The organism is Chryseobacterium sp. CH21 (genome assembly GCF_004119445.1).
Lineage (GTDB): Bacteria > Bacteroidota > Bacteroidia > Flavobacteriales > Weeksellaceae > Chryseobacterium.
Map to the genome: position 1 here is coordinate 212016 of NZ_QICI01000050.1, position 14449 is coordinate 226464.

Sequence of the window (14449 nt, forward strand, 5' to 3'; positions counted from 1 at the left end):
AGGATTATATCTTTAGACTTCCATCTTCCACATCTTTTCACTATTTTTATCGAATAAAAAAAGAATGCCCCTTTACAGAGATTTTTCAGATGATAATGCCACGATCCTGGTTTGGAAATACGATGAAAGTGAAGAACTTGATATCAACCAACTTCTGGAACCGGAAAATGCTGAGAAGGTAAAAGATTATCATCCTAAAAAATTATTGGAAGTTCTGATGGTTCGTAAGCTTCTGAAAGGATTAAAGCCCAATTCTAAAATTTTATATAAAGAAAGAGAACCTTTTCTTTCACCCAACGATGCAGAAATTTCCATTACACATTCTTTTCCATTTGCTGCCATTGCCATTTCTAAAAATAAAATAGGGATTGACGTAGAAAAGTTCAATCCTAAGATTTTAAGAGTCATTGATAAATTCACGTATGAAAATGAGCGCGGATTTATTCCAGAAGATAAAGCCGATACTTTTTATACAATTATATGGAGTGTAAAGGAAAGCATGTATAAAATTCATCATTCTAAATACTGGTCCTTAAAGAAGAATTATGAAGTAAAGCCTTTTGAGCTGAAACATCTTCATAAAATTAGCTGCCGAGTATATGATGATGAATTCTCCGATGAATTCAAAGCCAGAGTAGAATTTTTCGATGACTACTGCTTTACGATTGTGGAGGAGTAGGATCTGTTTCGTTTCTGTATTTTTCGATCACTTTTCTCTGTTCTTTGGCTACATCATAGATCAGCTCCAGAATATCGTGGATATTTTTAAGTTCTGTTAAGTGGGAAATTTTATCAGGATCTCTTCTGTCTACAATCTCGTTTTCCTCAATTTCGGTTTTTCTTTTCAGAAGCATATCTTCAATGGAAGAGTCTTCCGGTTCAAGGCGGCTTTCCATTTTCAAGGTTTCATTGATGTCATTGCCATTAAGAAGGGTAGAGGTTTGCTGCATTTCTGCTTCAATTTTTCTGCTCCAGCTTTCAGCATCTATCTCCGGGTATTGCTCATTACTCTTGGAATATTGGGATAGGGAAGCAGTATATGCTGTGATCAGATGTGATGTTGCTACAAATTGGTGTACAACTTCCAGTTTTTTCTGCTGATTTTTAGGATCAGAAATCATTCTCTGAAAATTATCAGAGAGGTTGGCTAAAGAAATGATCGCATTTTTTCGCTTTACTTTATACTCTTCAAGATCAAAATTTCCCTGTAAGAATTTAGAAATTACACTTTGGAAATAGATGAGGTTGTCTGCAGCAGACTTTTTCATCAGATCCAGATTTTGGGTATGTTCCCAAACAGGTAATACAATATAAGATACAGCAAAAGCAATGATTCCTGCAATAGCAGTATCAAAAATTCTGTCTTTAAAAATGATATTGACTTTCCCAGGATTTAAAAAATTAAAGCTCAGGAAAACATAAATCGTCATGAATAATACCGCCCAGAAATACCGTCCTTTCAGGAAACTAAAACACATAATCATACTGATCAGCAGAATAGCAAATAAAATCCCGTTGATGTGTACAAAATACAGAATGGCATAAGCAATACTTGCCCCTGCAATGGTTCCATAGAGACGGAGAAGGTTTCTCTGCTTAGTGATGGAATAGGCCGGTTTTAAGATGGCTGTAATGGTAATTAAGATCCAATACGTGTGCCCCAGTCCCAGAAAATCAAACATAGAGAAAACATATCCCAAAAGCAAAGCCGTTGTAATTCTTATAGCATGACGAAAATGGGAAGAGGATAATGAAATATTATTCCTTAAAACCTTAGCATTAAGTTTAGGCTCATTAGGCATAAATTTTTTCAAGTCTAGTCCAGTAGATAAACTCTTTGCCAGTTTGATGTTTTGGGAAAATACTTTATAAATCTCATTGATTTCTTTGGTGATTTCATAGATGCGCATCAGGATCTGGCGCAGGATCATGAAATTTTCCAGATTGTCCGGAGAAAGCTGTTTGTTTCTAAGCTCGAAATAATTGTAATTTAAGTTCTTTAATTCTACATCCAGATCGGCCATAGGCTTTGCCCGGGTACCACTTTGAAGGGCGATACCGATATTGGTAATCTCTTCTGCCAAAAGATTGAGATAATCATGGATATTGACCAGGATCATGCTGTCTTCAAAGCTTTGCTGTAACTTTTGATAATCACTTTCAGAAGTCATCAGCTTTTCATGGAGGTCCATTGAATTAAGGAACATCAGCATCAACAAACGGCTGGTTGTTGTAGATTCATTGACGATGGTTCTGGTTTTGAAAACGGTTTCTCTGGTATCTTCCTGCAGATTTTTTATTCCAATCTGTTTTGCAATAACCTGAGTGGTCAGTTTATCAAAATCCGGATTCTTCTGGTAGTAATTGGCTTTGATCTTTAAAAACTCAGCCAGCTGAAGATAATTTTCTCCAATCATCTGGCTTGCCAGTTTATACGGACGGATAGTCGTTACAATAAGGAATATGAGAAGAAACCATATACAGCCGGAAGCAAAGATCAACAAACTTTTAAATATATTGCTTCCCGTAAGATGACCATCAATAAAGATGGCGAGTACAACAAGCGATAGTGAACCCACAGCTGCTAGTCTCTGACCATAAACACCAATCAGAGAGAAAAACATTCCAAAGACAATGATCTCCGTAAGAACCAATATTTTGAAATTCATGACAAGACTTGCAATGAGGGCTACAAATACAAAACAGCAGATAGCAAAAGTAAGGGCATTTCTTCTTCTGATAAAAGGACCGGGTTGATCTGTAAGTGCTACAAAGCTGGTTCCCAGTGGAAAAAGAAAATATTCTTTCAAAATCCCAAAATGAGCGAGAACTAAACAAGGCAGAACAGTAGCTAATGTAATTCTGATGGCAGAATATACATACTGACTGGTTACAAATTTTTTTAGTTCCGCCGAATAGTTCATATTACAAAAATAGCTATTGAATTTAAGAAAATCGCCATAAAAAAGAGACTTTTGTAAACTTAATATTATATTTCTTGTAAAGCGGGCAGTTGCGCTGTTTAAAATAAATTCTCTGTTAAAGCAGATCGACGAAAGGTTATTCTGTTTTAACATTTTTGCTGGTAAATATGTTCTACGAATCGCTACCTTAGCTTATATCAATTCTTAAAAAATTCGCTCATGAAAATTATTATTAAAAATATATTTATCTTTTTATCTTCTATTTTAATGTTGAGCTGCAGTTCGCAGAATAAGGATCAATTTAAAGCAAAAGAAATTTATAAATCCAAGGATCTTATTATTACTCAGATTTCGGAAAATTCTTTTATTCATACTTCCTTTAAACAGACGAATGATTTCGGAAATGTACCGTGTAATGGATTAATTGTAAAAGATAATAATGAAACGATTGTTTTTGATACACCTACCAATGACAAAAGTTCAGAAGAGTTGATAGAGTTTATCAATAAAAAACTTCATGCAAAAATCAATGCCGTTATTCCTACTCATTTTCATGATGATAGTTTGGGTGGATTGATGGCTTTTCATCAACATAATATTCCATCTTATTCATATATAAGAACAGCTGAATTAGCTAAAGAAAATAATTTTGTTGTTCCGGAAAACAGTTTTAAAGATTCTGTCGTTTTACAAGTTGGAAATAAAGACGTCACTGCGAAGTTTTTCGGAGAAGGACATACAAAAGATAATACAGTGGGATATTTTCCAAGCGAAAATATTCTGTTCGGTGGTTGTTTGCTTAAAGAGCTTGAAGCTAGCAAAGGGTATTTGGGAGATGCTAATGTTTCTGTCTGGTCCAATACTGTTGAGAAAGTAAAAAAAGAATATCCGGATGTGAAAATTGTAGTTCCCGGACATGGAGAGTATGGCGATGGAAAACTTCTTGACTATATCATTAATTTATTTAAAGGTCAATAGTGAATTTTTTGCTTCGCAAAGTGAATGGTGAATTTTTTTCGAGGTTTCAAAAATTGACAAGCGCAGCGAATTGACGATTCATAAGTCAATAGTGAATTTTTGCTTTGTAAAGTGAATGGTGAATTTTTTCGAGGTTTCAAAAATTGGCAAGCGAAGCGGATTGACGATTCATAAGTCAATAGTGAATTTTGCTTCGCAAAGTGAATGGTGAATTTTTGCGATGTTTTAGAAATTGGCAAGCGCAGCGAATTGACGATTCATAAGTCAATAGTGAATTTTTTGCTTCGCAAAGTGAATGGTGAATTTTTTTCGAGGTCACAAAATTGACAAGCGAAGCGAATTGACCATTGACCATTCACAAAAAAGCCTCATACGAGATGAGGCTTTTTTATATAGCTGTTGCTTTTTTTTAACGATCGTTGTTGGATGTTTCTTCTCCAATGTTCCAGGTAAGACCGAAACGAAGGGTGTTATCCAATGCACTGTTGATTTTAGACATATTGATCAGGTAAGAAAGATCCAGTCCGAAAGAACGGTATCTTAATCCAACCCCTGCTGTAGCAAACTGTCTTGCTCCCTGCTCTTCACTTTCATGGAAGTAACCTCCTCTTACTGAAAAAGCATTGTCATATGAATATTCTAAAGCACCACTATACATGATACTGTTTTTATTTTTGAAAGATTTTCCGATACCAGCCATTGGTCCTACATTTGGGATCTGATAAATTGGCTGTCTTGTATTTGGGTCTATACCTGCATATTCAGATCCTGGAACCAAAAGTTTTGAACCTTCTACAGAAATTCCTACTCTGTTCATGTCATCCAGGTACATGTCATATCCAACCCCTAATCTTGCCATAGTCGGAAGATAAGATCTTGATTCTTCATTTCCTGTATAATCCAGTTTCGGACCTAAGTTCTGAATAGCCAAACCGGCATTAATCTTACCATCATATCCTCCGATACTTGAGAACCTTGGAGAGGTATAGTATCCTGAAACGTCTACTGCAAAACTGTTCGCAGCCTTAAGTGTAGTATCTGTGTTGAATCCTCCGGCTAAGTCTGAACGGATAAATCTACCGGTAACGGCACCAGAGAAAGAGTCAGAAAGCTTCAAGGCGTAAGCAACGTCAATGGAGAATTCGTTTGGTTTTGATGTACCCATTGATGCAATTTCTGTACCTACCAGCTGAGTCAGGTCTACCTGTCCCATGTTGAAATAATAGATACTTGCAGAGATTGTGGATCTTTCTTCCTGCCCCAGGAACTTATGGAACGAAGCATATAATAAGAATACATCATTGGTAAGTTTTCCCATATAAGGCGTATAGTTAAGACCTACGGAAGAACTTGTTCTGCTGAAAGGATATTTAGCCGCATTCCAGAATTGTGAAAATGCATCCGGAGAGGTTACCACCCCTTGATCTCCCATACCTCCCGATCTCGCGTCAGGTGCAATTCTTAGGAAAGGAGCTCCGGTAAGAACTGGGTTTACTTTACCTAAATCTTGCGAATAGCCTAAAAAACCAGCACTCAAACCAAATCCTAAAAGCAGTTTAGTAGTTAAATTCATATGTTGTCTTTTATATATTATCAGTTTTTTATTAATATTATTGTCTATGTATTATTTAATTATTTCAAAAGTACCATTTTTTCTACAGCTGTAGCACTTCCTTTGCATTTTTCTTGATTTTGACTTTTTGCAAATATCTTAAAAATATACGTACCTTTTGCTACTGTAGCACCAAATCATCTCTTCCGTCCCATTCTATTGCCTGACGTGGGGTTCTAAAGCCCTGTAGGAACGGTTCTGCTACCACCGGTTGTGATAAAGTTCTTACCAATCTTCCGGTAATTGTATAAATTTGTACGTTCACATCCAGAATATCATCACAATTGTGTTCAAACTGAATATAAGTTTTATTTGTAAATGGATTTGGCCAGTTCAACGGACGGTTGATCGTCAGGTGTTGGTCAGACTCATCTTTAACTTCAAAGTTTAACGTAGCAGATGTAGAATTATTGTTTATGTCCCAAACTTTAAATGATAATTGATGCTGACCTACTGCAAGATTTCGGAAAGGATAGGTTACATTCCCTTTCTGGAATTCAGCAAGACTAGGGTTTAAACATCCGTTTCCTTCTCCTGGGGCATAATAGTCATTCAATACAACAGTGTTGATAATCTGCCCGTCCAGATATACCGTAATATCATGACCTACCCCGGATCCTGTGGAGTTGATTCCTGTGTCATCTGTAAGACAGGCAAGAAGCATCGGATTCTGGTTGGTAATTCCACCGTCTGCAAAGTTGGTGTTATTCATATACAGTTTTACTTTTGGAGGCTGATTATCATTAATTCCGTTAGGATTGATATCACCCACCTGTACAGCCTGATTATTGAAAACATCAGTTGCCTTGTTGTCTGCGTATGCTAAAATTCTTCCCTGCCCTACGGCATAATTGATATCTTTAGGAACATAGAACTCAGCAGTAAATACTCCATTTACAGCAGTTCCGGCAGCTTTTACAATAGCACTTCCTTCTTCGGTATAGTCTAATACAGGAGATAATGCACCACTGTTATTTAATGTTTTTTTATTTAATCTCTTATCAAAAATGTTGATGCTTACTCTTCCGTTGAAAGTATTGTTCAATGTTCCGTTCGGATTATTAATATGTCCTTTTATTTTCACAAAATCCAAACCTCTGATCAGTCCCGGAACCGGAGTTTCAATATTATCAATAGTAAGAAGTCTCTGTGGTCTGCTCAGTTTCATAGCAGGATCCCCCAGGAAATTAACCTTTAAATGGTTATTATTCGGACCCTTTTGTTTTTTTGCAATTAAATGAGCATTTCCTAATGAGTTAAAGTCGTCGCTGGTTAACTTAAATATATTTTGGGTCAGTGTATTGGTAAAATCACGTCCATAATCTACACCAATGGCACGGCTGGAAGTAATCATTGTTGATGCACCTCCCTGTTTCATTTTGATAAACTGTTCTCCCACAGAGTTGGTTGAAGGTTCGTCCCATAATGTGAATTCACATGTAATGGTAGAAACAAAAGGAAATCTGCTGTATACATTGGAGAAGTTATTGGCATTCTGAACCTCAGTGCTTGTCAATACCCTTTCCTGTGCCCAGCCATTGATTCCTCCATGCCCGAAATAGAATAAATATAAACTGTTTCCAATCGCATTGGAAATAGCCTGATTCACTTGTGGATATCTTCGTCCCCCAGATGTACTCTGAGCGGTAAAGGCGTCCATGTATAATTTTTTAACGTTGTATTCTTTCAGTTCAGTCTGACCTGGTTGTTCAAATATATTAACCAGAGATGTATTCATTACATTGTGGAACGGGCTTCCTCCTTCATTATTGTCATCCACTACGAAGTCAAGTCTCATACGCCAGTCTCCAAATGGGCTCGATTGTCCCTGAAGAGAATTGTAATAAGCCAGTGTTTTATTGATCATATCTCCGGCTTCACTTACATTGGCAGCAGGGATTCTTCCCACTGGCAGATCCGGTAGATTGTTTTCAATTAATAACGTTGTTTGTGGCTTCGTCATTACAATATAGTCATCCGTTACAAATGATGATACATAATCTGAGGACTGCTCACTCTGGTAGCTGGAAACAACATTTGAATTATTCGGAACTCTGTTCTTATAATCAAATGAAGTATCTCCTAGAATAAATACATACTGAAGTCTCCCAAGAGGAGTATTAAGCTTGCTGACGAAATCTCTTATTGCAGTAAGATCTTTACTTCCGCTGCCATATTCTTCATAGATCTTATTAATGTCTACAATCTCTACCTTATAGTTATGATTGGTCTGATGATAGTTGGCGATTCTCTGTGCCTGACCCATCATTTCAGGTACGGTAAGGATCAGATAATCGACATTTTGTATTGCAGACAGATTCTGATTGGAAATTCTTCCTACAAACTGCGGCGAGTAAGCAGCATCTGCACGGAAGGCTACAAATTCATTATTGAAGTTTGGATCTGCAGCTGTATAAGCAAAGTTGAATGAGCCTGCTCCGGCTTTATTCACTCTTTTGTTTGCATTGGTAATATCTGTTACATCCCATACCTGTTCTATATTAGCTGCATTACTGATACTGAATCCATAGTCTGTATTACTACCGCTTACAATAGAATAATCCCTGAAGTTCATCTGTGAACCATTGAAAGCAAGATTTTCTTTGTACTGAGCTTCTACGTAATCAAAATAGAATGTTCCGTTAGGATTTTTAGAGATATCAGGATTCAGAACCATTGTAATTTGATTCCCTGTAAGATTGGTAAGGGTACCGGTAAAGGTTACCGGGTAGAAGTTATACTGATAGGTTGATGTATCAGTAGGAACAATCTGCTGTGGATTTGGAGTTAAATTATTGATCTTAAAATCAATGGTATTTTGTTGTGCTTTATAAGCTACTACCTGTGTTCTGTATCGTACTACATCATTCGCCTGGATTGGTGAATTGGTGGTAAGAGTTATTGTTTTTTCATTGGTGAAAGGAGCATCCTCTACCCATGTTCGGCCTACTTTCAACAGGTTTTTCTGATCTTTGTTGATCACCTGATAGTTGTCATATCTTGTAATCAGCTGGGCAGGAAGATTTCCGTCAACTGTTGGAACTCTTTTTCCGGCCCCTTTATCAAAGTTGATATAATAATATGAGAAATCTTCATAGATATTTTTGACATTATTGCTTCTTTCGCTGAATCGGGTGTCCTTTCTTTTAAAACCGTTTCCGTTGGAACTGTCATAAAGATTGTATCCATCCGGCCCCTGAGCATAAAAAAGAGCATAGTCATTGTCATTCCATACCCCATCATCTTCACCTACTACCTGAATAGAATTTTCCTGTAAAGCACCATATCTCCCATCCTGATTAAATTCAGGAAGCATTACACCTCCGTTTCCATAGATTCTGAAATTTTTGGGATTTACAGAACCCGGATTGATTCCGTTATCTTTTAAAAACTGTGATGTGATTTTGAATATACCAGACTTATCTACTTTTATTTTGTAGAAATTTCCACTTGATAAAGGATTGGTGGTAGTTCCTATCTTATTAACAGTTCCTGTCGTATTTACAAAGGAAGCCGCTTCTGTAACATTAAATGAAGATAATCTCTGAACACGGCCTTTTACATTTTTAAATAAAGCAATACTAATGCTGGCATAGGTATCACCATCTAAATTATAATAGGAAACATCTGCCACGTCATAATCCGGAAGTCTGCCTTTGTCCAGTTCAAATAAATCCTGATTGGAAACGCTCTCCCAGACAAGATCTGAAATTTTAAGTTGCTTTTCTCCGATTTTTTGCTTGGTTACTATAAAAACATTATTTTGGCTGAAAGAAAAACCCTCATTTTTAAAATTAGGAAGATTTAATTTTGTGTCACCAAAATCCTGGATTTTAGAACCATTCCATTCAATGGTGTTTCTTTGGGCGTAAAGTGTTGATGCAAAAGCGATTAAAGATAAAAGCGTAATTTTTCGTCTCATGTTTACTATTGAAATTGCTAAATTACAAAATAAATGAAAATTTTAGAATTAAATTGTGATACAATAAAATTAATTTGTTAACGTTTTTCAAAAAAATCAAATGTTTACTTGATTTATTGAATAATTTATTTTTTCTTTGTACTTTGAAAATATTTATATCGACTATGAAAAACTAAAGTTGTTTTCATTAATAGCATTAAGTTCTACACTTGCATTAACCAGCTGTGGCGGATCAGGAACCAGCAAAGGTGGCGGTACCAAAAAATTTGTCAGTAAAACGGGTTGGAAACCAAACGAAAAACAAGGTTGGTTTTTTGCAGGAAAGCAACAAAAGCAGAAGGGGTGGCCTGGAATGGTATATGTAGAAGGTGGAACTTTTACAATGGGATTAGTGAAAGATGATGTTATGCACGATTGGAATAACACACCTCGCAGAATGCAGGTAAGTTCATTCTTTATCGGAGAAACAGAAATTACTAACTACGAATACCGTGAATACCTTACATGGTTGAAGTATGTATTTCCACCAAGTGATCCTAGTTTTAAGGAAATCTATAACGGTGCTTTGCCGGATACCTTATTATGGGACAACAAATTAGCAAGAAACGATTATAACGAAACGTATTTGCGTTCTCCGGAATTCGATTACTATCCGGTTGTAGGGGTTTCCTGGACTCAGGCAAACAGATACTGTGAATGGCTGTCAGACAGAGCGAATGAAAAAGCTTTGATGCAGGCTGGTATTATTGCTAAAGATTTGTATATCAATGAATCCAACAACCAGGGAGGTACTGCATTCAACATGGATAAATTCAAATCGAATGATCCTGAAATGCAAGGATATATTAATGAGAAAAGAATGCAGCAAAAAACTGGTATGAAAACTACAAACCAGAGATTGCTTGCAGCTAACAGAGCTCCAAATTCTGCAATGGTACAGAAGTTCAGACTTCCTACAGAAGTAGAATGGGAATATGCTGCTCTTGGAATGGCGAAAACCAGAGAATACAACCAATACTTAGGTAAAAAACCTGAAATCGAAAGATTAAGAGGTACTAAAGGAAGAGATAGAGGAATGTTCCTTGAAAACTTCAAAATGGGTAAAGGTGACTATTCTGGTATCGCTGGATGGAAGAATGACGGATCAGCTCAAACTTCTGATGTAAGACAATATCCATCTAATGATCTTGGTGTTTATGGTATGTACGGTAACGTTTCAGAATGGACTGCCGATGTTTACAGACCAATCATTGACGAAGATTACAACGATTTCAACTATTATAGAGGAAATATGCCTCAGGCGATCGTAAGAAACGGAGACGGTACTTATAAAATGATCGACGAAGGTACTATCAAATATGATACTTTAGCTGATGGAAGATTAGTTTACAGAGGACTTCCTGGACAATTCGAAAGACAGACTATTGCTGACTATAGAAACTATAGAGACGGTGACAGACAATCTTCTTTAGAATATTACAGAGCTTCTGATTCTGCTGCTGGATTCGATATGTATAACGCTCCTAAAACAAGCTTTGTTGTAGATGGAACGGGTAGAGTGAAATTGCAGAAAGATACTAAAGATAGAACTTCAGGAATCTCTAACGAGGTGAGAGTAGTAAAAGGTGGTTCTTGGCAGGATACAGCATATTGGCTGGATCCGGGACAAAGAAGATATAAAAATCAAAACAGAGCTTATGGTTGGGTAGGATTCCGTGTTGCACAGGATGCCAGAACTAGCGATAAGAGTAGAACTAGAAGATAATATTTATCAAAAAATACTTATAAAAAACCTTCCGAACTTTCGGAAGGTTTTTTATTTTTGACTCATGAAATCGCTTGGTCTAAAAAAAATCAAAAACACTCTTATACATTGGGCGATTGCATGTGATTTCTAAAAAAATATATATTTCCAAATGAATATAGAACAGTTTTATCCCTTATTTCTGCAGTCCGAGAAAGTGACCATTGATAGCAGAAAAATAGCAAAGAATGATATTTTCTTTGCTTTTTCCGGTGAAAATTTCAATGCAGCTACTTTAGCGGAAAAAGCCATTGATGATGGTGCTTTGGCAGTGATTGTTGAACTCCAGGAATTTGAAAACAGAGATAAAAATATCTTCTATGTTCCATCCACCCTTGAGTTTCTGCAACAGTTGTCACTTTATCACAGAAGCAAACTTAACATTCCTTTTATAGGACTTACAGGAAGTAACGGAAAGACAACGACTAAAGAATTGATTCATGCCGTTCTCTCGGAAAAGTTTAATGTTCAGTATACATTCGGGAACCTTAATAATCATATCGGAGTTCCTCTGACGATCCTTTCTATCAAGCCTGAACACGAAATGGCTGTGATTGAAATGGGAGCCAATCATCAGAAAGAAATAGAATTTTTGTGTACCATCTGTCAGCCTGATTTCGGATATATTACCAATTTTGGAAAGGCTCACTTAGAAGGTTTCGGAGGTTTTGAAGGAGTGATTAAAGGGAAGTCTGAGCTTTATGATTATCTTAAAAACAATCATAAAACCATTGTTGTTAATGAAAATGATCCTATTCAGATAGAAAAAACTGAAAACTATTCACCTAAAATTACTTTTGGAAAAGATACCTCAGACTACAATTTTGAATCTTTTTCAGAAGAACATTTTGTAGGATTGACGTATCAGGGAGCGAAAGCTGTTTCAAAACTGACAGGAGAATATAACTTCACAAATCTTTGTGCGGCTGCAAGTCTTGGGCTTCATTTTGGAATCGGTTTTGAAAAAATAAAACATGCTTTGGAACTGTATACACCTACCAATATGAGATCTCAGGTGGTGAAAAAAGAGGGGAGAACTCTTGTTCTGGATACGTATAATGCCAACCCAAGTTCTATGACGGCATCGTTAAACAATTTTATCAGTTTTGAAGGCAGTAAAACCATTATTATCGGAGATATGCTGGAATTGGGTGATGAAAGTAAGAAAGAGCATCAAAACATACTGAAACTGGCTCAGGATCTTCATTTCAATGAGATTATTACGGTTGGAAAACATTTCAAAGCAGTTAATCCTTCAGAACTTGCTTTTGAAAATACAGCAGAGCTGACAGAATATTTAAAACAAAATAAAATTCAGTCCGAAAACATCTTGTTGAAAGGATCCAGAGGAATTGCTCTGGAGAAGTTGATCGACTTTGTGTAATAAAAAAGGAGGCTGGAAGTTCTTCAATGATAACTTCCAGCCTCCTTTCTTCATTCTTCCAGCCTTTAGGATCCTAGTTTTTTTATTTCCCAGAATTCTTTTACAATCAGTTTAATATTTTTAAAAGTACTCGGAAAAACTTCATTTTCAATTTCAGATGTTGTTTTCCAGGCAACTTCAGTAATGCCTTCTTCTATTTGAGGTTTGGAAGTGTCTTCTCCATCGAAGTTCATTTCAAACCAATGGGTGCATTTTAGGATTTTCTCACCATTTCTTTCAATATAAATGTGGTAAGTAGTATTGATGAATCCTACGAGCTCTACATCGCTCAGACCTGTTTCTTCTTCTATTTCCCTTACAGCAGACTCTTCTCTGGATTCTCCTTTCTCCATTTTTCCCTTGGGAAGATCCCATTTGCCAAGTCTTTTGATAAAAAGAATTTTACCATCAGGTTTATTCACAAGACCTCCGGCCGCTTCTATAATTCTGAAAAGTTTTTGAAATTCCTGCCAGATTTCATCCAGATTCTCTCCATATACATTAAGTTCCTGTACAGAAGTATTCTCCAGAAGATCTAGTGCTATTTCTAAAGTTGTGAAGCTTTCATACCTAATTTCTTTTTCAAGATTTTCAGGATGTTTAGACACCAATAATTTTTTTTCGTTCACAAAAACTTTATACATCTTATATAGTATATTTTAGAATTGATTATCAGTGATTTGTTGTTTTTCGAAACAATAAAAAATGGGTTTTTTACTGTTTTTTGCTACAATCACTCACAAATATATAAAATTGTCATAAAACTAGACATTAAATACAGGCTTATTTTATGTATTACCCGTGTAGTGCTAAAGGAAATTTGGCTATAGAAGATCTCTTTATCATATTTTGAATAAGAACTCTCAGGAAATATTTTATAAACTTTTGTTGAATGAATTTACAGGTTAAGATATTATTCTAAAAGTGCTTTTTAGTGGGGGCTTTGTAGATTTTTTTATAATTTTGTTATGCTGATAAACGGATATTTTGCTGCTTTTCATCTGATTTCGGGGTGGAAAATTGCTTCAACGTTTTCTATGTTTGATATTGTCTGATTAGAAAATTATGTAGTAAATAAAATATTGAGCATCCGTTTGAAGTATTTATGTACAAAAACTTTATACATTTGTAAGAGTTAAGAATTTAATTATAAAAAATAAGAAATGAATTTAGAAGGACGAAAGATTATTGTCAATAAATCATCTAAAGAACTTAGTAAGCTGTTGAAATCCCCTGAAAATTATAAGGATTTTATGCCGGACGGTCTTCAGAAGTTTGAAACCAGAGACAACGGATTTAAATTCGGATTACAGGGAATGCCGGAAATTGCTTTAAAAATTGACGAAGTGGATGATCACAAAGCTATTTTAAAATCTGCAAGCTCTAGTTTGGATTTTTCATTAACGGCAACTTTAAACCCGATCAATGATAACCAGACTGAAGTTCAGATGTTATTCGAAGGGAAATTCAACCCGTTCATCAAAATGATGGTAGAAAAACCATTACAGAACTTTATCAATACGCTTACCGATAAAATCGAAGCTTATAAATAATAAAGAAGACCTCCAAAATGGTAGTCATGGTCGGAAGATTTTTTCTTCCGACTTTTTGTTTTTAGATATTCAATATTATTATTTTAATTAATTGATTATCAGCCATTTAATTTGTTTTATTATTTCATTTTTTGTATCTTTATTGCTGATAATCAATTGTTTATGTCAGTTTTTAAAGATCACAAAATATCACTTAAAGATGTTTTAGAATTTATTCCCGAAGCACTTTTAAG

The 14449-nt window shown here is 35.7% G+C and carries 9 protein-coding genes; 5 read left to right on the forward strand and 4 right to left on the reverse strand.

Annotated features, from left to right (window positions below):
* Window positions 1–64: 64 nt before the first annotated feature.
* Window positions 65–679 carry a 4'-phosphopantetheinyl transferase family protein gene (locus tag BOQ62_RS10900; protein ID WP_034699899.1) on the forward strand — a complete coding sequence of 205 codons (615 nt, stop codon included), beginning with the start codon at window positions 65–67 and terminating at the stop codon, window positions 677–679.
* Here BOQ62_RS10900 and BOQ62_RS10905 read toward each other — a convergent pair.
* Window positions 660–2924 carry an FUSC family protein gene (locus BOQ62_RS10905; RefSeq protein ID WP_129039410.1) on the reverse strand — a complete coding sequence of 755 codons (2265 nt, stop codon included), beginning with the start codon at window positions 2922–2924 and terminating at the stop codon, window positions 660–662. The two genes, BOQ62_RS10900 and BOQ62_RS10905, sit on opposite strands and share 20 nt — an antisense overlap.
* Window positions 2925–3143: 219 nt before the next feature.
* Between BOQ62_RS10905 and blaCHM the strand changes: the two genes are divergently transcribed.
* A complete protein-coding gene (blaCHM, locus tag BOQ62_RS10910; RefSeq protein ID WP_129039412.1) occupies window positions 3144–3902 on the forward strand; it encodes a CHM family subclass B1 metallo-beta-lactamase in 759 nt (252 codons plus the stop codon).
* Window positions 3903–4311: 409 nt separating this feature from the next.
* Here blaCHM and porV read toward each other — a convergent pair whose 3' ends face one another.
* Both porV and porU read right to left on the reverse strand, forming a co-directional pair.
* On the reverse strand, window positions 4312–5475 hold the full coding sequence (porV, locus tag BOQ62_RS10915) for a type IX secretion system outer membrane channel protein PorV (protein ID WP_062674515.1): 1164 nt from the start codon (window positions 5473–5475) through the stop codon (window positions 4312–4314).
* A 160-nt stretch (window positions 5476–5635) separates the two neighbouring features.
* Complete coding sequence (gene porU / locus BOQ62_RS10920; protein WP_228413948.1) at window positions 5636–9436, reverse strand: type IX secretion system sortase PorU; 3801 nt, start codon at window positions 9434–9436, stop codon at window positions 5636–5638.
* Window positions 9437–9614: 178 nt separating this feature from the next.
* Here porU and gldJ point away from each other — a divergent pair, with 178 nt between their 5' ends.
* Both gldJ and BOQ62_RS10930 read left to right on the forward strand, forming a co-directional pair.
* Window positions 9615–11201 (forward strand): gliding motility lipoprotein GldJ, encoded by a 1587-nt coding sequence (gene gldJ, locus BOQ62_RS10925; protein WP_228413950.1) that lies wholly within the window; start codon window positions 9615–9617, stop codon window positions 11199–11201.
* Window positions 11202–11352: 151 nt separating this feature from the next.
* Entirely contained in the window at window positions 11353–12624 is a 1272-nt protein-coding gene (locus tag BOQ62_RS10930) for a UDP-N-acetylmuramoyl-tripeptide--D-alanyl-D-alanine ligase (protein WP_129039415.1), read from the forward strand.
* A 65-nt stretch (window positions 12625–12689) separates the two neighbouring features.
* On the opposite strand, the gene BOQ62_RS10935 is transcribed toward BOQ62_RS10930, so the two are convergent.
* On the reverse strand, window positions 12690–13307 hold the full coding sequence (locus tag BOQ62_RS10935) for an NUDIX hydrolase (RefSeq protein WP_129039417.1): 618 nt from the start codon (window positions 13305–13307) through the stop codon (window positions 12690–12692).
* Window positions 13308–13826: 519 nt separating this feature from the next.
* On the opposite strand from BOQ62_RS10935, the gene BOQ62_RS10940 reads away from it, so the two are divergent.
* On the forward strand, window positions 13827–14216 hold the full coding sequence (locus BOQ62_RS10940) for an SRPBCC family protein (RefSeq protein WP_129039419.1): 390 nt from the start codon (window positions 13827–13829) through the stop codon (window positions 14214–14216).
* The last annotated feature ends 233 nt before the right edge of the window (window positions 14217–14449 follow it).

Excerpts from the sequence above, each read along its gene's own strand:
- porV (WP_062674515.1), bottom strand. The coding sequence starts at position 5,475 with ATGAATTTAACTACTAAACTGCTTTTAGGATTTGGTTTGAGTGCTGGT.
- BOQ62_RS10900 (WP_034699899.1), top strand. The coding sequence starts at position 65 with ATGCCCCTTTACAGAGATTTTTCAGATGATAATGCCACGATCCTGGTT.
- blaCHM (WP_129039412.1), top strand. The coding sequence starts at position 3,144 with ATGAAAATTATTATTAAAAATATATTTATCTTTTTATCTTCTATTTTA.
- BOQ62_RS10935 (WP_129039417.1), bottom strand. The coding sequence starts at position 13,307 with ATGTATAAAGTTTTTGTGAACGAAAAAAAATTATTGGTGTCTAAACAT.
- BOQ62_RS10930 (WP_129039415.1), top strand. The coding sequence starts at position 11,353 with ATGAATATAGAACAGTTTTATCCCTTATTTCTGCAGTCCGAGAAAGTG.
- BOQ62_RS10905 (WP_129039410.1), bottom strand. The coding sequence starts at position 2,924 with ATGAACTATTCGGCGGAACTAAAAAAATTTGTAACCAGTCAGTATGTA.
- BOQ62_RS10940 (WP_129039419.1), top strand. The coding sequence starts at position 13,827 with ATGAATTTAGAAGGACGAAAGATTATTGTCAATAAATCATCTAAAGAA.
- porU (WP_228413948.1), bottom strand. The coding sequence starts at position 9,436 with ATGAGACGAAAAATTACGCTTTTATCTTTAATCGCTTTTGCATCAACA.